Below are 20,352 nucleotides of genomic sequence, written 5' to 3' on the forward strand. Positions count from 1 at the left end.
CCCCCATCATCGCCCAGCCCCCCGACACCACCCGCACCCACCGACACCTTCACGCCGCACCGAGCGGCGTGGCTGCGAGACACGGGCTGAACCGCGTGGCAACGCCGGGTACCGACCTGCGCGGGGAAGCCCGCCGTCAGTTCGGTGGCACGCCCATCACGTGGAACACCCCCGCGTACGCGGGGAGGAGGCGACGGCGAACGGGATTCGCCGGCCACCGAGGGGGCGCCCCCGCGTGCGCGGGGAGGAGCGATCTCGAAGAACCCGCCAGAAGGTGACGACGGGAACACCCCCGCGTGCGCGGGGAGGAGAGGTGGTGAGCTGGGGGTTTAGGTCGGCCGGTGCTGGATTTTACTTACTTTACAAAACTCCGGCATTTCGGACGCCTCGCCCTCTCCGTCATCTGCTCACCGTAGCGTCGCGGCCGGGTGGATGTCACTCGGGGTGCTGTGCTCGTTCCATTATCACGTCGACCTCGGTCAGATCTGGATATTCCGCAACTGCCCGGTTTTCGTTCCCGTGCCCAGCCTGATCGTGCACACTGTGCGTCACCCCCCACGTTCTGAGCATTCTCAACGAGGGGTGAAGTGTGTCTGTGTCATCGGGCGCTCACCGGCCATCTGTCGAGTCGGGGGAGACACCGTTGGGGCGGCTGTCCCCGGCTGCTCGGTCGGTGTGGGCGAAGCATGACCGGAGTGATGACGCCTGGCTTCCGCTGTGGCGGCACATGGCCGACAGCGGCGCCGTGGCGGGGCGGTTGTGGGACGAGTGGCTGCCGAGGAACCTTCGGGAGCTGATCGCCGAGGCGCTGCCCGGTGGGGTGGAGGACGGCCGGAGGCTGGCCGTGTGGATGGCGGCGAGTCATGACACGGGGAAGGCGACTCCGGCTTTCGCCTGTCAGGTGGACCCCCTGGCGACGGTGATGCGTGACCACGGGTTGCGGATGCTCACGGCGAAGGAGTACGGCGAGGACCGGAAGTTGGCGCCGCACGGTCTGGCGGGGCAACTGATCCTTGAGCGTTGGCTGTCCGAGCGGTACGGGTTCCCGCCGCGTGTCTCCGCGCAGTTCGCGATCGTGGCCGGTGGCCATCACGGAACGCCGCCCACACACGAGCAGTTCGCGAACCTTGAGACGCGGCAGCGTCTGCTGCACCACCGGGGCGACGCCGAACAGGTGTGGCGCCGTGTTCAGTTCGAGTTCGCGGACGGCTGCGCGGAGTTGGCCGGGGTCACGGAGCGTTTCGCCGCCTGGCGGTCTGTGCGGCTCTCCCAGCCGGCGCAGGTCGCGCTGACCGCGCTCGTGATCCTGTCGGATTGGGTGGCGAGTTCGGCGGAGTTGTTCCCGTACGACTCGGAGTCGTGGGCGCCTGGCGGGGTGGGTGGTCCGGCCGGGGAGGCGCGGCGGCTGGCGGCGGCCTGGGAGGGGCTGGACCTTCCTGGCCCCTGGCAGCCGGAGGAGCCGGACGGCGGGGTCGGTGAGATCTTCGCCGACCGTTTCGAGTTGCCTCCGGGGGCCGAGGTGCGTCCGGTGCAGGCCGAAGCGGTGCGTGTGGCGCGGGAGATGGCGCCTGCCGGGCTGCTGATGATCGAGGCGCCGATGGGTGAGGGGAAGACGGAGGCCGCGCTCGCCGCTGCCGAGATCCTGGCGGCGCGTTCGGGTGCGGGTGGGTGTCTGATCGCGCTGCCGACGCGCGCTACCGGCGACGCGATGTTCCCGAGGCTGTTGTCGTGGCTGGAGCGGTTGCCGTTGGACGGTCCGCGTTCGGTGGTGCTGGCGCACGCGAAGGCGGCGCTCAACAAGGAGTGGGCGGGGATGCTGCGGTCCGGCCGCCGGACGATCGCAGCCGTCGAACCGGAGGCGTCGGAGCGGATCGGCGGCCAGCGCGGCGGCAGCCGTCGCCGCCCGGCGGGGCTGCACGCCCACCAGTGGCTGCGCGGCCGTAAGAAGTCGTTGCTCGCTTCGTTCGCGGTCGGCACGGTCGATCAGGTCCTGTTCGCCGGTCTCAAGAGCCGGCATCTCGCCCTGCGGCATCTGGCGGTGGCGGGCAAGGTCGTGGTGATCGACGAAGTGCACGCCTACGACGCCTACATGAACCGCTATCTGGACCGGGTGCTGTCGTGGCTCGCGGCGTACCGGGTGCCGGTCGTGCTGCTGTCCGCGACGCTTCCGGCCGGTCGTCGCGCAGCGCTAGCCGCCGCCTACGCCGGGCCGGGAACGGCTTCGGCGCTCCCCGGCGAGGGGCTGCCCACCGAGTCACTGCCCGGCGAGGGACTGCCCACCGAGTCACTGCCCGCCGGGACGCTCACAGCCGACACCTACCCCCTGATCACGGCGGTCTCGCCGGGCACCGCCCCGCTGATCGCGACTCCCGCTGCCGCGTCCGACCGGCGCACGGAGGTGCGTCTTGAACGCCTTGACGACGGACTCGAAGAACTGGCCGACCGGCTCGAAGCCGAGTTGGAGGACGGCGGCTGCGCCCTGGTGGTCCGGAACACCGTGGACCGTGTCCTGGAGACGTCCGAGGTCCTGCGCGCACGCTTCGGGCACGACGCGGTGACCGTCGCGCACTCGCGGTTCATCGCCGCTGACCGCGCGGCGCGGGACACGCTCCTCCGGGAGCGGTTCGGTCCGAGGGGCGCGCGACCGGACCGCCATGTCGTGGTGGCCAGCCAGGTCGTCGAGCAGTCCCTGGACGTGGACTTCGACCTCCTGGTCACCGATCTCGCCCCGGTCGACCTGATGCTCCAGCGGATGGGCCGTCTCCATCGGCATCCGCGCACGCGTCCGCCCCGGCTGACGGCGGCCCGTTGCCTGGTGACCGGCGTCGACTGGGCTCAGGCGCCACCGCTGGCGGCAGACGGCTCGCGCGCCGTCTACGGGGCGCACACCCTGCTGCGCGCGCTGGCCGTGCTGCTGCCGCACTTCGCGGGAGAGCCCGTGGCCCTCCCGGAGGGGATCAGTCCGCTGGTCCAGGCCGCCTACGACGACTCCGCCGTTGGTCCGGAGGCGTGGGCGGAGGCGATGGCGTCCGCCCATCAGGAGCACGTCGCGAAACTCAAGGAGGCAGAGGAGAAGGCGAGTTCCTTCCTGCTCGGTGTGGCGCAGCCGGACGGGCGCGCGCTGTTCGGCTGGATCGACGCGGGCGTCGGGGACGCCGACGACACCGCCGCGGGGCGGGCCCAGGTGCGCGACAGCGAGGACAGCCTCGAAGTGCTGGTGGTGCGTCAACTCAGCGATGGCACATTCACCACCGTGCCGTGGCTGAGTGACGGACGGGGCGGGCTGCCGCTGCCGACCGATTTCCCGCCGGGTCCCCGTTCCGCCGAGGCGGTCGCGGCGAGCGCGCTGTCGCTGCCCGCCGCCTTCTCCAAGCCCTGGACGATCGACCGGACCATCGCGGAGCTGGAACGGCTGCAGATTCCCGGCTGGCAGGTCACGGAGTGTCCGTGGCTGGCCGGGGAGCTAATTCTGGCTTTGGACGAGAATTGTCGGACTCGTCTGACAGGGTCTCAGTTGGACTACAGCGAGGCCGACGGGCTCCGGGTGTCCTCTGCCGACGTGCCCTCATTTCCGCATGACGAGGACGATGACCATGCCCCGTGAACTGACCCGTACGAACCGCTCCACCGCACCACCCCGCCGCACTCTCCGTGCCGCCGTGGACGGTGGCAGGTGAACGCGCCGGCCACGGCCACCTCGGCGCCGCCGTCGTTCGACCTGACGGACGAGCCGTGGCTGCCCGTGCTCCGCACCGACGGCACGATGGACGAGGTATCGCTGAGCGGTGCCTTCGCCCAGGCCGACACCATCCGCCGACTGGTGGGCGACCTGCCGACCCAGGAGTTCGCACTGCTGCGGCTGCTGCTCGCGGTACTCCATGACGCGGTCGACGGCCCGCAGGCCCGGGAGGACTGGTTCGCTCTCTGGGAGGCCCCCGAACCGTTCGCCCTCGTGCCCGGCTACTTCGCCGAACACCGAGACTCCTTCGACCTGTTGCACGCGGAGCGGCCGTTCCTCCAGGTGGCCGGTCTTCGCACGGGCAAGGACGAGGTCGCGTCGCTGAACCGGCTGGTCGCGGACGTCCCCAACGGCGACGCCTTCTTCTCCATGCGCCGGCCGGGCGTCGCACGGCTGACGTTCGGCGAGGCGGCGCGCTGGCTGGTGCACGCCCACGCGTACGACACCTCCGGCATCAAGTCCGGCATGGCGGGTGACAAGCGGGTGAAGGGTGGCCGGGTGTACCCGCTGGGCGTCGGGTCGGCGGGTCTGCTCGGCGCGGTGTACGCCGAGGGCGACACCCTCCGGGAGACGCTGCTGCTCAACCTCCTCCCGCTGAACGAGCCCGAGATCCTCGGACTGCCCTACCCCGCACGGCACACCGACCGCCCCGCCTGGCGGCGGCCACCCACCGGCCCCGGCGGCGGCGACAAGGACGACGGCACCCGGCAGCCGGACGGCCTGCGTGACCTCTACACCTGGCAGGCGCGCCGGGTCCGCCTGGTCCGCACGGGCGGCGCCGTGACGGGCGTGGTCCTCGGTTACGGCGACCCGCTCGCTCTCTTGGCGCCCTGGAAGCTGGAGCCCATGTCGGGCTGGCGCCGCAGCCCGGCGCAGGAGAAGAAGCAGAAGCGCCCGCTGGTGTACATGCCCCGCCAGCTCGATCCGAGCCGGGCCGCCTGGCGCGGGCTGGAGGCGATCCTCCCCTCGCGGAGCGAGCCGCCCCAGGCGGCGTCGGACCACGAGGCGCCCAAGACGCTGCCGTCCGGGGTGGTGCGCTGGCTGCGCCTGCTCTCCGTCGACGGCGGTCTGGAGCTGGCGAAGGGGCTGCTCCGCCTGCGGACCGTCGGCGCGGTCTACGGCACCCAGCAGTCGGTGATCGACGAGATCGTGGACGACGCCGTCGTCATGCCGCTGGTGCTGCTGGACCGCGACGACCACGAACACGGAAGCGTGGCGGTGGACGCGCTGAAGGACGCCGACAGCTGCGTCCGCGCCCTCGGCAACCTCGCCGCCAACCTGGCCCGTGCCGTCGGCTCGGCGGCCGAGGGCCCGACCGAGAGTGCCCGGGACCTCGGTTACGGCGCGCTGGACGGGCCCTACCGGGCCTGGCTGGTGCGTCTGGCCGAGGCCGACGACGCCGACGGCACCGACGATCTCGAAGCGGCCCGGGCGCGTTGGCAGTTCACCGTGCGCCGTGAGACGGAGCGGCTGGCCCGGTCGCTGCTGAACTCGGCCGGTCCGGCGGCCTCGGAAGGCCGCTGGGTGAGCGTCCCCGGCCTCGGCGAGCGCTATGTCACCGATGCCCAGGCGGAGGCGTGGTTCCGCGCCGCGCTCGGCAAGTACCTGCCGCTGGCCCCGACCGCCGGCGGGCAGCCCACAACGACCGATCCGACCGATCCGACCGACGAGACCGACGCGCCGGAGGCGACCGAGTGACCACGACCACCGAGCCGCAGCCGCAGCCTGCCGACACGGCCACGGCCACGGACACGGCAGCCGAGCAGGCCGCGCCCGCGAAAGCCGGCAAGCCGAAGCGCGAACGGAAGGGCGGACTCTCGCTGCGCGCGGTGGACGCCGCCATCGCCCGCCTCCAGCGCCAGTACCTCAAGGACGAAGCCGCGGCCGTGGCCGCCCTCGCGCAGCTCCGGCGGGGCGCGGGCCGACCCGCCCTCCAGGCTCCGACCGCCTGGGGCATCAGCGGCCTGGAGTACCTCGCAGAGATTCAGGACGAGGCGGAGGCAGCGGGTGAGCCCTACCGTGGCCCCCGCCAGGTCGCCTACGAACAGGAAGCCGTCCACCTCGCATTGACCCTCTACGCGCTGCACCAGCAGTCCGTCCGGGACGAGGAGATGGACGTCTGGAACGCGCGTTTCGGCTCCGCGGTGAGAACCCTGGCGGGCGGGGGATGGCCGAAGCCGTCCGGCGCCCAGGGGGACGAACCGGCCGGGGGCACCGCCGCGGAGGCCAAGTCCTCCAGCGGGGACGCGGGCGCGATCAGCGAGACGATCCGCAAGCGCTTCGTGCGCGTCGGCACGGCCAGCTCGCTGGACTCCCTCGCCGTCCGGCTGCGCGAACTCGTACTGCTGCTGCGTGCCGAACGGCTGCCCCTCGACTACGGACGTCTCGCCGACCAGCTCGCGCGCTGGCAGAACCCCGCGCTGCGCCCGGACGTCCGGCGCGACTGGGGGCGCGACTTCCTCCGCCCGCTGCGCCGGGCCGACCTCCGCCGCCAGGAGCCCGACGGCGACGGCGCCGCGCCTGTACCCGCGCCCCGAGGTGGTGACGGCGGCGAGCCTCCCGCCGGCGCCGCACAGAGCTGACCACTCCGACCCGAAGAACGGAATACGACATGACGCGCGCGATCCTCGACATCCACATCCTGCAGAACGTCCCGCCCAGCAACATCAACCGGGACGACACCGGCACCCCGAAGACCGCCACCTACGGCGGGGTCCGGCGAGCCCGGGTCTCCTCCCAGGCGTGGAAGCGGGCCACCCGTGACGAGTTCAGGAACCTGCTGCCCGAGTCCGAACTGGGCACCAGGACGAAGAAGGTGGCGGAGGCCGTCGCCGACCGCATCGAGGCCGCGGATTCGTCGCTGAGCCGTGGACAGGCCGTGGCGCTGGCGGCCGAGATGATGCGGGCCGCCACCGGGTCGAAGATCGAGGTTCCCGTCCGCAGGAAGAAGTCGGGTGCGGAGGAGGACGCAGCCGAGGAGTCCCCCGAGTCGAGCTACCTGATGTTCCTCGGTCGGCGTCAGCTGGACCGCCTGGCCGAACTGGCCCTGGCGGGCGCCCCGGACGGAGACGTCGAAGCGCTGAAGACCTTCCTCAAGGCCAAGGAGAACAAGACGGCCGCGCAGCGGGCGGTCAACACCCGGCACTCCGTGGACATCGCGCTCTTCGGCCGGATGGTCGCCGACTCCGCCGACCTCAACGTGGACGCCGCGACCCAGGTCGCTCACGCGCTCGGCACGCACGCCTCCGACATCGAGTCCGACTACTACACGGCGGTGGACGACAGCAACAAGAAGGAGGAGTCCGGCGCCGGGATGATCGGCACCATCGACTTCAACTCCGCGACGCTGTACCGCTACGCGGCGGTCGACCTCTCCGAGCTGCACCACACGCTCGGGGTGGGGCTGGAGCCGTCCGCGTCGCCCAGCACCCCTGCGCAGCAGGCGGCCCGCGTCTTCCTGGAGGGGTTCGTCACCTCGCTGCCGACCGGCAAGGTCAACACCTTCGGACACCACACCCTCCCGGCCGCCGTCGTGGTGAAGCTGCGGGACCGCAGGCCGGTGAGCTTCGTCGGAGCGTTCGAGGAGCCGGTGCGGGTGGGCGAGAACGGCGGTTTCATGGCGGAGAGTTGCGACCGCCTCGCCAAGCACGTTCCCGCGCTGGAGGAGCAGTACGGAGTCGCCGAGGGCGACCGGACCTGGGTGCTGCGGGTCGGCGAGGAGACGAAGAAGCTGGCGGCGCTCGGCACCGAGGTCACGCTCGCCGAACTGCTCGACCAGGTGGAGAGCGCCGTCGCCGAGCGCCTGGGGACGGGCGAATGAGTGTGCTGCTGATCCGGCTCGCCGGACCGCTCCAGTCCTGGGGCGCGTCGGCCCGGTTCGCGCGGCGCGGCACGGAGAACGCCCCCACCAAGAGCGGCGTGCTGGGGATGCTCGCCGCCGCCGAGGGCCGTCCCCGTGACGCCGCCCTCGGCGACCTGGCGGCGCTGCGCTTCGGGGTGCGGGTCGACCAGCCCGGCGAGCGGCTGCGGGACTACCAGACCGCGCGCCACGCCGTCTCCGAGAAGTCGATGCCGGTCTCGGAGCGGTTCTATCTGGCCGACGCCGTCTTCGTGGCCGCCGTGGAGGGCGACGCGGCGCTGCTCGGGGAGCTGTACCGCGCTCTCCTCGCGCCAGGCTTCCTGCCCTTCCTGGGCCGCAGGTCCTGCCCGCCGTCGCGTCCGGTCGACCTGGGCCCGCCGGTCGACGGCGCGTTGGAGGACGTCCTGCGGAGCGCGCCGTGGCAGGCGTCGGGGTGGTACCTGCGGCGGCTGGGGTACGAGGGCGGGCGCCGGCCCGCGCCGGAGGAGCTGCCGAAGCTGGACCTCTTCATCGAGTGCGTGGACGACGACGTACCGGACTTCACCATTCGGGACACCCCGGAGAGCTTCGGCCACGACCATCGCCGCTACGCGCTGCGCGGCGTCCGGTCGAGGCTCGCGGACGCGCCGCTTCCCCAGCCGTCCGCAGTCGTCGACCACGACCCCACCCCGCACCTGACGCCCGTCTCCCCGTCGGGGTCCCGGCCGGAGACCGGGACCGTAGCCGATACCTAGTCGAGGGACTCCGAACCGATGTATCTGACACGATTTCGCATCAACGGGGCGCGGTCCGGGGCGCGTCGGCTGCTCAGCTCCCCGCACCGGGTGCACGGCGCCGTCAACGCCGCCTTCCCCGAACTGCCGCACCGCGACGGCGACCGGCCGCGCGTGCTGTGGCGCCTGGATCACGACCAGCAGTCGCGGGCGTCCCTGTTCGTGGTCAGCCCGGACCGCCCGGACTTCACCCACCTCGTGGAGCAGGCCGGCTGGCCGACGTTGGAACCGGGATGGCAGAGCTACGCCTACACCGAGTTCCTCGACGCGCTCGCCCCCGGCGACATCTGGGCGTTCCGGCTGACCGCCAACCCGGTCCGTCACACCAGGCGCGAAAAGGACCCCGTGGGGACGCCCACCAAACGCACCGCGCACCGCACCCCTGCCCACCAGAAGGCATGGCTGCTCAAGCAGCAGGACCGCGGGGGCTTCGAGGTGGTGGAGAAGCCGAAGGAACGCCGGCTGCTGGAGTACGGCGACGAACACGAACTCGTCGTCCGCGACCACAGCCCTTCCCGCTTCCGTCGCGAACCCGGCGCGGCGGTCGGCAACGATGTCCGGTTCACCCAGGTGACGTTCGACGGCCGGCTGCGGATCACCGACGTGGCGAAGCTGCGGACCGCCATGACCCAGGGCATCGGCAAGGCGAAGGCGTACGGCTGCGGCCTGCTCACGCTGGCTCCCGTCGCTCCCGTCGCGCCCGTGCAAGCCGTGGTGCCCGGGGGCAGGCGATGACGACCGTCAGCAAACGCGGCGCCTCCTCCCCGCACGAACTCGGCCGGATCGGCGACCGGTTGTCCTTCATCTACCTGGAACGCTGCGTCGTCAACCGCGACGACAACGCGATCACGGCCAAGGACGTGGACGGCGAGACGTACATCCCCTCGGCGACCATCGGCGCACTGCTGCTGGGGCCGGGCACCAAGGTCACCCATCAGGCGATGGCGGTCCTCGGCGACTGCGGGGCCGCCGTGGTGTGGGTGGGGGAACACGGCGTGCGCTTCTACGCGGGCGGCCGGGGCCTCTCCCGCTCCTCCGGGATGGCCGAGTCCCAGGCGACCGCCTGGGCCAACCGGCGCACCAGGCTGGAGGTCGCCCGCGACATGTACCGGCAGCGCTTCCCCGACGAGGACCCCTCGGGGAAAAGCCGCCAGGACCTCCTGAGCGCCGAAGGCCGGCGCATGATGCACTGCTACCGCCGGGAGTCGGCCCGCACCGGCGTCCCGTGGCAGCGCCGCGAGTACAACCGCGACGACTTCCTCGCCGCCGACGCCCCCAACCAGGGCATCACGGCGGCGGCCCAGTGCATGTACGGCGTGGCCCACGCGGTGGTCGCCGCCCTGGGCTGCTCACCGGCGCTGGGGTTCGTGCACTCCGGAGGCGACCGTTCCTTCGTCTACGACATCGCCGACCTCTACAAGACCGAGATCGGCATCCCCGCCGCGTTCGACGCGGCGGCCGACGGCGACCACGACATGGGCTCCCGGACGCGGCGGGCCGTCCGCGACCGCATTCAGGCGACCGGACTGCTCGAACGGTGCGTAGGGGACATCGGACGGCTGCTGCGCCACGACCCCGACGCGGGCGAAGGAGAGGACCGGGTGACGTTGCAGTCCGACGGCGACGTCCAGGTCGAGTCCGGCCGCAACCACTCCAGCGACGAGCCGATCTGGTGACCGTCATCGTCCTCACCAACTGCCCGGCCGGGCTGCGCGGCTTCCTGACACGCTGGCTGCTGGAGATCTCGCCGGGCGTCTTCCTGGGCTCGACCTCGGCCCGCATCCGCGACCTGCTGTGGGAGGAGGTCCGCACGTACCGGGGCCAGGGCCGGGCGCTCCTCGCCTACCAGACCGACAACGAACAGGGCTACACCTTCCGCACCCACGACCACGCGTGGCGGCCCACCGACCACGAGGGCCTGACGCTCATCCACCGCCCCGACCGGCGCCCGGCCACGAACACACCACCCCAGCAGGGCTGGAGCAAAGCCTCCCAACGCCGCCGCTTCGGCCGCTGAGCCCAGTTCGCGGACTGTGGTGGCGCACCGACGACAGACAGATGCGCGTCACCGTGGGCGTACAGCTCGCATGTGTCGAGAGGCGCCAGCGTGCTGCGATGGAGGAGCGGGCCCGCTCCGCGCTCACGACAGGAGCAGGATGCTGTCCCAGGCGGCCAGGGGCGGGTGGCTGAGGAGGCCGACGTGGTCGGCGACGGCCAGAGCGGTGCCCGTAGTGCCGTTGAGGAAGCCGGGTGCGGCGCCGGCCTGCGGCCCGGGTGTTCTTGCTGCGGTCTGCGCGAGGTCGGGGCTGCAGCGGACTCCGACTTGCAGCAGGCCCGCGGTGCCGTGGCACAGGCCGGTACCTTCGGCGTCCCAGCGTGTTGGATCGGCGGCCAGATTGTTCAAGGCGGCGTTGGCCATGTTAAGGCTGGCTTGGTCGTTGAGGGCGCGTCCCGCGTGTGTGAGGGCACTGGCGATTCCGGGCTCGCCGTAGCACCAGGCGGTTCGTCGCCCCGGAACGCCGCCGGCGGCGCCGGGAGCGGCGTCCGTGTCGAGGTCCGCACCGCTGATGTGAGGAGGCCAGGAAGGCCCGGTGCTCGCCCACTTGCGGAGCCAGTGTGCCGCGACCGCGACAGCGTCGGTCTGGCCTGGCACGGTCTGGCCGGCGAGCTGCGCGATGGACAGGAGGGACAGAGGCCCCGCGACGCCGTGAGCGAGACCTGTGGTGGCCGCTCCGGACGGCGGTATCCGGGTGGGGTCGGGATGGGCGTCTGCGGGAAGCCACCACCCTGGGCGTACTCCGTTCGGTGCCAGGAGCAGGCTGGTGAGGGCCTTGAGCGTGGTACACAGTCCTTCGCCGGCTTCGGCCTCGTGTCCGGACATGCAGGCCGCGAGAAGGATCCGACCTATACCGGCGAGCCCCTTGATCGAGTCATAGACGGCCCAGGTCGGCTGGTCCGGCGGGTAGTGGAGCTGCCGATGGGCAAGCGCTACGGCGCGGGCGGCCAGCCAGACAGTCGCCCGGGGGACCAGTTCGTGATGTGGGCCTCTCGCGGTCAAGTAACCGGTGCCGATGATCAGGGAGGTCGCCAGCGCTCCGGGTCCCGTGTGGATCCCGTCGGGAGGAGCATTGCCGAGCGCGAGTGATGCCGCGTTCCAATGGGCTGCGGCGGTCTGGGCGTCAGCGAGACAGGCGTGAAGCAGCGCGCTGCCCGCGAGTCCGTAGCACAGGGTGTGTGCGGCTCGGGCCGACACGGCGGCGGCAACTGCCTCGGGGTCACGGAGCCCGTTCGCCACGTCGATGACCGACACAGCGCTGAGGCTGTGGCTGTCGGTCATCGGCGGAGCAGGGAATCAACGGCGAGTGTCCGAGCGATCTGCTCGTGGCCGGGGTTTGTGCCCAGTAGCCGGTTGGCGCTCATGTGAATGATGTCGGACGCGCACTGGGCACGTTGCTCTGCGGGAACCAACCCGCGATATGTGACGAGGGCTTGGTGGCGCTCTTCTGCGGCTACGGCGAGTGCTTCGTGCTGGGCAGCGGAGGCGAAGCGGCGGGAAGCGGGGCGGAGGGCGTCGCGACGGCGGCGTTCTTCCGGTCTGAGGCGGCCTGGTGCGAGTGCGGTTCTGGGCTGGTCAGGAGCCAAGGCGGTGGCAATATTCAACGCGGAGGCGGCAGCTATCAGAAGCCGCTGGTCCTCTGGTTGGCGCAACGCGATCAGAGCGAAGTGGCTGTCGGCACGGAAGAGGAGTTCGGCCGCGTTGATGGCCTGTGCTCCGCCGTACCGCTCGGACTCTGGATCGTAAGGTTCTAGGTGAAGAGCGCTGCGCAAGCCAAGCTGGCGAAGCCGCCGTGTGACTCTCGCGAGTTCTGGCTGGACCCTTGATGCGAGAACGAGCGGTTGGCCATGGAAGCGCAGGCGAAGATGGGGTCCGAGAGCGGGGCTGTCGTAGCGGAGCCAGAACCAGCGGTCGATGCCGGGTTCGCGGGCGATCTGTTCCAGCACGGGAGTCAGCGCGCGCAGACTGGCGTCGTCTTGCTCGGCCGGCCCGGTCAGTGCCGCTGACAGCCAACTGCCCCCGGGCATATGTGGGGTGCTGTGCGCTGCCCGTCGCGCACGCCGAGGATTGTCCGGGACTGGGATCGGGTCCCCCCTGCGTCGCAGGGGGACGACGAGTTCCAGCAGGTGACGCTGTCCTTCGGGGCCGGGAAGCGCGGCGAGGGCGTCGGGCGGGCCGAGGGGGCCCAGGAGCGTTCGAGTACCGCGATGGACGCTGCGGCGCAGCAGCTCACGTTCGTCCTGGTCGAGCAAGCTGACGGGCAGACAGCGGTCCGTCTCCGCGACAAGAACGGTGTCGGGTGGTGCTGGGCTGCACCGCTTGCGCCAGGCGTCGAGCTGAGCGAAGAAAGCACGCCGGTCGTCAGCGGAGGCAGCCAGGTCCTGGGGCAGCTGCCAGCGGGCCGGTGACAGCACGATGTGGCGGTAGCGCACGCGTGGCGTGAACGGGAACATGGCGAGCGGTCCCCAGCTCCACGGGTGCCAGGGGCGACTCCCGGCATGCCCCAACAGGTGCAGGACGTGCGCGGCGGTCGGCAGCAGACGCGGCGCTACGCGGCTGTAGAGGACGGGAGTGACCGGTCGATGGTGGCGGGTGGACCACAGCACCAGGTGGGTCCCCGTGGTGGTCACGGCAAGCTCTTCGAGGAGCAGGTCGCCGGGGCGCGTCGCTACGCCGACCGGGATCCTCCAGGGCGGGGCGCCCGTCTCGGCAGTGACGGCCCCCGGGGTTCCGCTGCGAGGGCGGCAGACGATCTCGGCGATCATCGGGCCGCTACCCTCGTCGGCAGGCTCGGGCGGCACGAGCGAAGGAAGCCACCGGGCCCATCGCCCCGGGGCAGCACCGCCGTTCTGGGAGCCCGTGCCGGGCGATACGGCGACGGACGGTTCCTGCGCGGTGCCTGTGAGGAGCTGGAGATGGATCTCTGCTGTACGCGGCGGTGGCAGTGCCGAACCGTGGGCGAGCTGGTCCAGGTGCCTCTCCTGGAGTACGACCTCGGTTGCCCGGGCGTGTAAGGCATCGGAGAGAAGAGTGGCCAGCGCGGCGGCGCGGGTGGGGCTGAGCTCTTCCGCGGTTCCGACGGAGTCGTGTGACCCGGGCGGCCCCAGCCCGACCGCTGGGTCGAGAAGCTCCAGCAGGGGAACGAGACGGTGGCGTCCGTACTTTGCGCTGAATCGCCGGTGATAGTGAGTCAGTGCAGGTTTACGGTGGCTGATGTGCCAGAGCACGGAGGCGGCCAGGGCAGCGTTCTGGCCGACTGCCGGCGGCAGTGCCAGCTGTGAGTCCGCGAGGCAGTCCACCACGAGGGGTTGGGCGGTCCGGTGCACGGAGTCCGCCTGGGCCCGTGCGGCGGACAGCAGCGCTCGTCGTTGGGCCGCGCCTGGGGGGTGGCCATCGGCACTGTTGAGCAGCGTCCGCAGCCGCCGAAGTTCGACGGAAGTTCGACTGTGTCCGGGCAGGCGGTGGAGAAGGTGCTGTAGCGGGTCGTCGCGCAGGTCGTCGGGAAGCAGGTCACACAGGAGCAGGCCGGCCCGGACCATGTCCCGGACGGCCCGGCGGATGTCCTCCTCGTCTGCCGCCGGATAACGATCCGCGAGGCTGCTGAGCACGCCTGCCGCCGGAACTGCTTCGGCACAGGTGCGCATCAACCAGCGGGACACCTCGGTTTCCTTCACGCTTCCGAGTTCGGCCCCTGTCGGCGCGGGGTGTTCCGCTTCCAGTCGCCCGTTACGCCGGGTGACCAGGTTCGTGGTGCTGAGAGTCAGCGAGGAGAGCAGTGCGGGCTCTTCGAGCAGCAGTTGACCGGCCGCAGCCATCAACCAGCCAGGGCTCGGAGTGGTGACAGCGCGGTGGCTGTGTCCCAGTCGTAACTTGGCGGTACGAGCGTTCAGCCTGGCCTCCGCCACGCCGACGAAGACGCCGTGCGGTGTCGTGCGGAACCGCGAGCGCAGGTCGTACGCCCGCCACGTCGCCCGGACGCGATCGCCGCCCGCGCTTGTGGCATCGCTGAAGTCGCGACTGGCCAGGTACACGCCCTCCGCGAGAAGTCCGCGGCCCGATGCGCCTGCCGCACTGTATGGGCGAAGAGGGATCCGGGCCATCGCCACTGGCTGAGCTGTGAAGATCCTGCGGGGCATCGCACCACCGACCTTTCTGAGGGCCGAGAAGCAACAGGGTCAACGACCCGGGCACGGGCACGCGCTGTCGGTGGTTCTGGTGCCTGGCACCAGAACCACGACAGCCGCCTGCTGACTCAGCAACCGGTGGTCGGCCCCTGGGGCGGCGACTCACCGCAGCCGTCACCTGTGGTGTCGCCTTCCTCGCCGTCTTCGCCGCCGCCAGGCCAGGCCGACAGTTCACCGATGGGATGCTGTTGCAGTTCCAGGTCGAAGGCGTCCGCCATTTCCTTGACCGGAGCTTCCAGTGGTTGCGTCATCCGTTCCTCCTTGTCGACGAACGTCCCCGTAGGAGAGGAGACGTGGCCATGAACCGGTGTCCCGGTTGGTGCCGTCCGGGGATCTCACGTGACCGTCAGCCGAGCGTCTTCCTTCTCGATCACCACTCCGCCGGGCTGATCCGGCCCTCCGCGCCGATAGGCGCGCACGCTCGGCTCACCGGATTGCCGCGCCTTATCGCCCCAGCGCACCACCGCGTCGGCCAGCACGGTGGCGAGTCGGCCCTGGCCTCGGCCATGGCTCGCTACGCCCAGTTCGAAGCGGCCGGGTGCCTCGGGCGCATTGCGCAGCGTCACATAGGCGAGGGAATCCTCGTTCCACACGGCGCCCGCACCGGTGCCCAACACCCACCCGACGAGACCACGTTGTACAGCCTTCTGTGTGGCACGCAAACGTCCGTAGGGGGCCACCGCACCCGCCAGCCAGAGGTCCAGACGCGGCAGCAGCCCCTCTGAACCGCTCAGCTGAACGCCGGTCCACAGCTGGTGCCGACGGCTTGAGAACGCTGTGCGCATCGCCTCGTCGTCAACCTTCTGTTGCTCGTCCACCACCAAACGGACATCCGAATCAGCCAGTTTCACCACGTGCGGGGCGTGCGCGCTACGTCCCTGTATTGCCAGGAAACCTGATACGACGGTCGTGTCGCTCAGCAGATGCTGCTCCTCCCACGCGAAGGCCAGAGTGCGGGACAGGCCACGGAATCGGATCGGTGCGATCAGCCTTCCTTCGCTGGCCAGTTGACTGAACCAGGCGTCCGGGAGATCGGCTGAGCCCGTGGTGACGATGATGCGATCCCACCCGTCGGGCGGTGTCCCGGCGAGTGGCAGCGCAGCGTCAGCTGTGTGCAGCTTTACCCGCGTATACCCCGTCTCATCCAGGAGCAGGCGTGCTCGCTCGGTGATGTCCGGATCGATGTCGACGCTGCAGACGGTTCCTTCGTCTCCGACCATTTCGGCAAGCAGCGCCGCGTTGCACCCTCCCGAGCCGATCTCCAGTACCCGCATGCCCGGCTCCAGCCGCGCGGCTTCCAGCATCCGTGCGTGCAGCCACGACGCCGACACCGAGCTGACCGGCCGACCGTCAGCCGTGCGTTTGGTGAGGATGGCTTCAGGTGCCGTGTACACCTCCGCCGCGGGTACCTCCGGGGCGAAGCGGTGCCGGGGCACCCGCCGGAATGCCCTCTCCACTGCGGGGGACACGATCTCCCCGCGGTCGATGAACCCCCGAACCATTCGCTCGCGGAGCTGGTCAGGATCCGCCTCCACCTCTGTAGTCACGCTTTCGTCCTCCATCACATCACCTCAACCCCTTCGTGTTGACACCCGGCTTCGACCCGCCGGGATCGAACTGGTGCGTTCAGTGCGGACAACCGACCGACAGTCGCATTGCTGGTTCGGCAAACTTGGTGCCGTAGAAACCCAGTCGGTGCTGGTGGCTCAGGATTGGAAGACTCCAAGCCGGCGTTATCGCCGATGGAGGACCGAGTGTGCGCGGGAGATGCGCTCGGCGCGATGTCGGGCGACGTCCGCGTGGGAACACCCCCGCATGCGCGGGGAAGATGCAAACCGCGTATGGGTCCATACGCGGGCAACCGTAGGGCAACCCACGGCGAAGTACACCCGCCTGCGCGGGGAGAAAGCGGGCTGGCGTCTGGCCCTGGGCAGGCTACGGGACCTCACCGGCATTGCGGGCAGTGTCGGAGCGCCGATTGGGCTGACCAGGTGACGCGGTGTGTGACAGCGGACCCTCAATCGGGGGAGGCGAAAACGAGCGCCGCGCCCTGGAGTGAACCGAACGCGTGCGGCGAGAAGACGAGGGGGCACCTCGCCTGGGGGGATGCGAGCCCGAGAACTCCCTTTGCCTGCTACGGAGGTAGGTTCGCGGCCACCTACTACAATCGTAGGTGGCACGGAGCACTCGTCGCGGACGGCTTGCTGCAAGCGGGGGAGAAGCACGGCGCACGCGGCGAAGACTCGGCCAGGCACGCGGGGGCGTAGTTTCTGGCGGGAACGCCCCTGAGTGCGCGGGGAAGACGACGTCCTACTGACGTCAGTAGGACGTCCCCCGGGAACACCCCCGCGTGCGAGGGGAAGACCCGACGGACGAGAACGGCCAGGACGTTGAGGCGGGAACACCCCCGCGTGCGCGGGGAAGACATCATCGGGGCTGACCGTGAGTCGGTCGACGCGGGAACACCCCCGCGTGCGCGGGGAAGACAGGTCGCGAGCTGCGGCGTTAGGCGCGGCGGGTGTGGATTTTACTTACTTTGCCAAACTCCGGCATTTCGGGCCTCGCTGGTGTGGGCTGATGCTCGGCGTGTCAGGGTGTCCCGCTTGAGGGCGGTGACGAAGGACGACCAGTCGGCGGCTGGGAAGGCGAGGGTTGGGCCGTTCGGGGCCTTGGAATCGCGGAGAACTGGTCTGGCGCTGGAGCCATCTGCGACTTCGAGGCAAGACCCGTTGTCGCCGCCGCTGTGGGTGGACTTGCGCCAGGTGGGGTGGGTGGGTGTGGGCATGGCCTTGGCTCCTCGCGTGTGTGGAGTAGCTGTCGGGATGCTCAATTTGCGACGTGTCGCCCGCGCCGGGGCTCCGCTCGGTGGTGGTTCGGCGGAGCCCCGGCTGCGGTGGCGCTCAGTTCGTCAGGTGTCCGTGCTTGAGGGCGGTGACGAAGGACGACCAGTCGGCGGCCGGGAAGGCGAGGGCCGGGCCGTTCGGGGTCTTGGAGTCGCGGACCGGGAGCACCCCCGGGACGCCGTCCGCGACCTCTACGCACGAACCGTTATCGGGGCCGCTGTAGCTCGACTTGCGCCATGACACGCTGCTGCGGCTGAAGGTTGCGGGCATAGCTTCTGTACTCCTCCATGACGGTTTCGAGCAGTTGGAGTGACGCCTCCGGGTGCAGTGCGGCAGCCCTCGCTGAATCGTACGCGTCCCGGCATCGCTGGACATCGTCCGGACAATCGGCGTCCATCACATTGCCGGTGTACAGCCCCTCGACGTACGCCATGTCCGGGCCATCGGCGAACTTCATGAGGCAGAGCATCGATGCCATGGAGGCGTGTACTCCCTGCGAGAACGGCACCACCTGCACTCGCACCCGCTCGGCGCGGACAAGCGCGATGATGTGCGCGATCTGCTCAGCCATTACTTCGGGTCCGCCGACAGGCAGACGCAGGACGGCTTCGGAGAGGATGAAGCCTGCCTCCGGCAGGTCGCCCTTCAGGATCTCTGCCCGCTTGACGCGGTTGACAACCCGCTCGTCGAGCGCCCCCGTCGGCCAGTGCATCCGCGCGATGCCGAGCACGGCGCGCGCGTAAGCCTCGGTCTGCAGCAGCCCCGGGACCAGGACCGGTGCGTACTCCTCGATGCGGATCGCGGCCTGTTCGGCCTGTGCCGCGCGGTCGAAGTGCTGCGCGAACGGGTTGTCCCGAAGGAACCGCTCGAAGGTGCCGCCGGTGTTGAGGACGCGGTCCAGGCGCTTGGCGTCGTCGTAGGACGGCTTGCGGCGTCCGGCCTCCCAGTGCGCCACGAGTGACGGATGAACCAGCATCTTCTCCGCCAGTTGCTTCTGGGTGAGTCCGGCCGCCTCCCGGCGGGCCCGCAACTCCTCCGCATAGGGCGCTCGTTGTGACATGCGAATTCCCTCCCGATTGACTCGTCATATGTAGAGCCGAGATGGCTTCCAGCCTACTTTCGGCGGGTGCAAGGTGTGAGCAGTCCAACACATTCGGCGACTTCTCTTCGTCGATGTACGTCACTGATCGCACAGCGATAGGAGAAGACCGTGATAGTTGCCGGGCGTGGGACCTGCGCGGAGTCGGCCGCCGAGGAGCTGCGTGAGGCGCTGCGGGGTCTCGGTGTGGTCCTGCCGGTCGTCGCCGATTCCCGGGTGTGGGACTGCCCGCGCAACGGGCCGGTTCGCCTGGTCGAAGTCGGCGTGATGTTGCCCGAAGTGGCTCTGAAAATCGCCAAAGCCTGTCGTCAGGACGCTGCGGGCCTACGGGCGGAGGGTGGTCCATGAGTTCGCCCGGGTCGAGGAGGGCGATCCCTCGCCCGGTTCGTGGACGAGCGCGGTTGGCGTTGTTGCGGCGCCGCGCGGCGAGGCCGGCTCGTCGTCCGCCAGGGGAGGGTGTCGTGACTCCTGCCATCAGCATCCGGGCCGTCGAACAGGCCCCGAAAGAAACGCCGTTGGTGGATCTGAACGACGTGGTTCCCACGTTGCGTGAACTGCTGGCCAGAAAAGCCGAGTTGGCTCGCGCTATCGATCGTCATCTGAAAGGTCTGAACCGGCGATGAATCAGAGCTACCGATTCCGGCGGTTCACGATGGAACCGGATCACGGGGAACTCATCCATCGCGCCCAATGCGTCTCCTGCGCGCAGATGGGACCGCAGGCCCCGACCGGCGACGCGGCCATGATGTGGGTGGTGTTCCACCTGGAGGACCACCCCTCGCACGTGCGGTACCGGGAGCTGTGGTCCCGCCCGTACCGGGTCGTGCCGCGGGGTGAGGGCGCGTGAGTGGCGCGTTGCGGGTGGCCGGGTACTGGGGTGAGTCGGTGGCGCGGTCACCGGATGCCGGGGGTGAGTGGCACCTGGGCGGGCGGTGGACGCCTGGTGCGTCGGGCGTTCTCGCGTGGATGAGGGCGGAGGGGCTGCGGATGGCCGCGGCGCTGGGGCCGGAGTGCGGCGCGGCGGAGGTCTTCCGGGAGTGGGCGGAGGACTCGGCGTACCGGCGGGTGCAGCTCGCTGCGCTGCTGGCCGGGCACCCGGTCTCCGTCAACGCCCGTGGCCCGGATCGGATCTGCGGCCTCGGCCCCGTCGAGAACGACGCCGGGGCGGACACCGAGGTCGAGGTTCTCTACTCGGTCTCCGCCCGGCCCATCCGCCGCCCGGCCACCAGCCGCCTTCTGCAACACAGCCCCTGAACCCCGCCCGAGCCGCCTCAGCCAAGGGACAGCGATGTTCGAAGAGATCAGCTTTGCCAACTCCGACCGGGAAGAACTGGAGGACGCCGCACAGGAGTTGTTCAACCACATCAAGGACCTCGGGGTCCGTCTGGACGACATCGACGTCCTCGACCCGTGCGACGGCTGCCGCCGCCCCGGATACCTGGTCCACCTCGGCAACCTCACCCGCGACGAGGTCGCCGTCCTCAACGCGGCCCTGCGTGAGCACCCGGCCGTGAAGTCGGTGGCGGGCCGGCCGTGACCCACCTCCGCGCCCGCGCGCTCCGCCTGCCCGCTGACCACATCCGTATCGGGGACTACCTCACCCTGGGCGGCGACACCAGCCGCGTGACCTTCGCCGAACACCGGGGCGGCCTCACCCGCCTCGAACTCGACGCCGACACCCGCATCACTCTCAGGCCCACCACTCACCTGACCGTCACCAGGCCCGCGGCGCCACGGTCGCCGTCGACTCCTCCGTGACCACCACCTTCGTCGCCGGTGGCGGGGCGCGGGGTGGCGGC

The 20,352-nt window shown here is 70.4% G+C and carries 20 protein-coding genes; 13 read left to right on the forward strand and 7 right to left on the reverse strand.

Annotated features, from left to right (window positions below):
* Nucleotides 1-673 precede the first annotated feature (673 nt).
* The 8 genes from cas3 to cas2e all read left to right on the forward strand — a co-directional run bounded on the left by cas3 (nt 674) and on the right by cas2e (nt 10,388).
* Nucleotides 674-3,604: a CRISPR-associated helicase Cas3' gene (gene cas3, locus E0D90_RS10515; RefSeq protein WP_227870123.1), complete on the forward strand. Its 2,931-nt coding sequence runs from the start codon at nt 674-676 to the stop codon at nt 3,602-3,604.
* 69 nt (nt 3,605-3,673) lie between these two features.
* Nucleotides 3,674-5,437, forward strand: coding sequence for a type I-E CRISPR-associated protein Cse1/CasA (gene casA, locus E0D90_RS10520; protein ID WP_130797484.1), 1,764 nt, complete (start codon nt 3,674-3,676; stop codon nt 5,435-5,437).
* Nucleotides 5,434-6,321 carry a type I-E CRISPR-associated protein Cse2/CasB gene (casB, locus tag E0D90_RS10525; protein WP_157996848.1) on the forward strand — a complete coding sequence of 296 codons (888 nt, stop codon included), beginning with the start codon at nt 5,434-5,436 and terminating at the stop codon, nt 6,319-6,321. The genes casA and casB overlap by 4 nt, the downstream gene beginning before the upstream one ends.
* 29 nt (nt 6,322-6,350) lie before the next feature.
* Nucleotides 6,351-7,559, forward strand: a complete 1,209-nt coding sequence (cas7e, locus tag E0D90_RS10530) for a type I-E CRISPR-associated protein Cas7/Cse4/CasC (RefSeq protein WP_130797486.1) — start codon at nt 6,351-6,353, stop codon at nt 7,557-7,559.
* Complete coding sequence (gene cas5e / locus E0D90_RS10535; protein ID WP_130797487.1) at nt 7,556-8,332, forward strand: type I-E CRISPR-associated protein Cas5/CasD; 777 nt, start codon at nt 7,556-7,558, stop codon at nt 8,330-8,332. The genes cas7e and cas5e overlap by 4 nt, the downstream gene beginning before the upstream one ends.
* Before the next feature lie 18 nt (nt 8,333-8,350).
* Nucleotides 8,351-9,106: a type I-E CRISPR-associated protein Cas6/Cse3/CasE gene (gene cas6e, locus E0D90_RS10540; RefSeq protein ID WP_130797488.1), complete on the forward strand. Its 756-nt coding sequence runs from the start codon at nt 8,351-8,353 to the stop codon at nt 9,104-9,106.
* Nucleotides 9,103-10,047 carry a type I-E CRISPR-associated endonuclease Cas1e gene (gene cas1e, locus E0D90_RS10545; protein WP_130797489.1) on the forward strand — a complete coding sequence of 315 codons (945 nt, stop codon included), beginning with the start codon at nt 9,103-9,105 and terminating at the stop codon, nt 10,045-10,047. The genes cas6e and cas1e overlap by 4 nt, the downstream gene beginning before the upstream one ends.
* Nucleotides 10,044-10,388, forward strand: a complete 345-nt coding sequence (gene cas2e, locus E0D90_RS10550) for a type I-E CRISPR-associated endoribonuclease Cas2e (RefSeq protein WP_130797490.1) — start codon at nt 10,044-10,046, stop codon at nt 10,386-10,388. The genes cas1e and cas2e overlap by 4 nt, the downstream gene beginning before the upstream one ends.
* Before the next feature lie 123 nt (nt 10,389-10,511).
* On the opposite strand, the gene E0D90_RS10555 is transcribed toward cas2e, so the two are convergent.
* From E0D90_RS10555 to E0D90_RS10585, 7 genes are all read right to left on the reverse strand, one after another.
* Complete coding sequence (locus E0D90_RS10555) at nt 10,512-11,708, reverse strand: lanthionine synthetase LanC family protein (RefSeq protein ID WP_130797491.1); 1,197 nt, start codon at nt 11,706-11,708, stop codon at nt 10,512-10,514.
* Nucleotides 11,705-14,458, reverse strand: coding sequence for a lantibiotic dehydratase (locus E0D90_RS10560; protein WP_170214958.1), 2,754 nt, complete (start codon nt 14,456-14,458; stop codon nt 11,705-11,707). Before E0D90_RS10560 ends, E0D90_RS10555 begins: the two co-directional genes overlap by 4 nt.
* A gap of 221 nt (nt 14,459-14,679) precedes the next feature.
* Nucleotides 14,680-14,862, reverse strand: coding sequence for a hypothetical protein (locus E0D90_RS10565; protein WP_103502109.1), 183 nt, complete (start codon nt 14,860-14,862; stop codon nt 14,680-14,682).
* An 84-nt stretch (nt 14,863-14,946) separates the two neighbouring features.
* The gene (fxlM, locus tag E0D90_RS10570) at nt 14,947-16,173 is read right to left on the reverse strand and encodes a methyltransferase, FxLD system (RefSeq protein WP_130797494.1); all 1,227 of its coding nucleotides are present in this window, start codon (nt 16,171-16,173) and stop codon (nt 14,947-14,949) included.
* A gap of 965 nt (nt 16,174-17,138) precedes the next feature.
* Nucleotides 17,139-17,396, reverse strand: a complete 258-nt coding sequence (locus E0D90_RS10575) for a DUF397 domain-containing protein (protein ID WP_130797496.1) — start codon at nt 17,394-17,396, stop codon at nt 17,139-17,141.
* A 115-nt stretch (nt 17,397-17,511) separates the two neighbouring features.
* Nucleotides 17,512-17,724 carry a DUF397 domain-containing protein gene (locus E0D90_RS10580; protein WP_130797498.1) on the reverse strand — a complete coding sequence of 71 codons (213 nt, stop codon included), beginning with the start codon at nt 17,722-17,724 and terminating at the stop codon, nt 17,512-17,514.
* On the reverse strand, nt 17,660-18,514 hold the full coding sequence (locus E0D90_RS10585; protein ID WP_130797500.1) for a helix-turn-helix domain-containing protein: 855 nt from the start codon (nt 18,512-18,514) through the stop codon (nt 17,660-17,662). The genes E0D90_RS10580 and E0D90_RS10585 overlap by 65 nt, the downstream gene beginning before the upstream one ends.
* A gap of 500 nt (nt 18,515-19,014) precedes the next feature.
* Here E0D90_RS10585 and E0D90_RS26560 point away from each other — a divergent pair, with 500 nt between their 5' ends.
* The 5 genes from E0D90_RS26560 to E0D90_RS10610 all read left to right on the forward strand — a co-directional run bounded on the left by E0D90_RS26560 (nt 19,015) and on the right by E0D90_RS10610 (nt 20,311).
* On the forward strand, nt 19,015-19,176 hold the full coding sequence (locus tag E0D90_RS26560) for a hypothetical protein (protein ID WP_157996849.1): 162 nt from the start codon (nt 19,015-19,017) through the stop codon (nt 19,174-19,176).
* Nucleotides 19,173-19,400: a DUF7848 domain-containing protein gene (locus tag E0D90_RS10595; RefSeq protein WP_130797502.1), complete on the forward strand. Its 228-nt coding sequence runs from the start codon at nt 19,173-19,175 to the stop codon at nt 19,398-19,400. The genes E0D90_RS26560 and E0D90_RS10595 overlap by 4 nt, the downstream gene beginning before the upstream one ends.
* Before the next feature lie 119 nt (nt 19,401-19,519).
* Nucleotides 19,520-19,807 (forward strand): hypothetical protein, encoded by a 288-nt coding sequence (locus E0D90_RS10600; RefSeq protein ID WP_130797504.1) that lies wholly within the window; start codon nt 19,520-19,522, stop codon nt 19,805-19,807.
* Between the two features lie 34 nt (nt 19,808-19,841).
* Nucleotides 19,842-20,090 (forward strand): hypothetical protein, encoded by a 249-nt coding sequence (locus E0D90_RS10605; RefSeq protein WP_130797506.1) that lies wholly within the window; start codon nt 19,842-19,844, stop codon nt 20,088-20,090.
* Nucleotides 20,087-20,311, forward strand: a complete 225-nt coding sequence (locus E0D90_RS10610) for a hypothetical protein (protein ID WP_130797508.1) — start codon at nt 20,087-20,089, stop codon at nt 20,309-20,311. The genes E0D90_RS10605 and E0D90_RS10610 overlap by 4 nt, the downstream gene beginning before the upstream one ends.
* Nucleotides 20,312-20,352 lie beyond the last annotated feature (41 nt).

Origin of the sequence: Streptomyces otsuchiensis (assembly GCF_004305975.1) — a bacterium.
In the GTDB taxonomy this organism is placed as follows: Bacteria; Actinomycetota; Actinomycetes; order Streptomycetales; family Streptomycetaceae; genus Streptomyces; species Streptomyces otsuchiensis.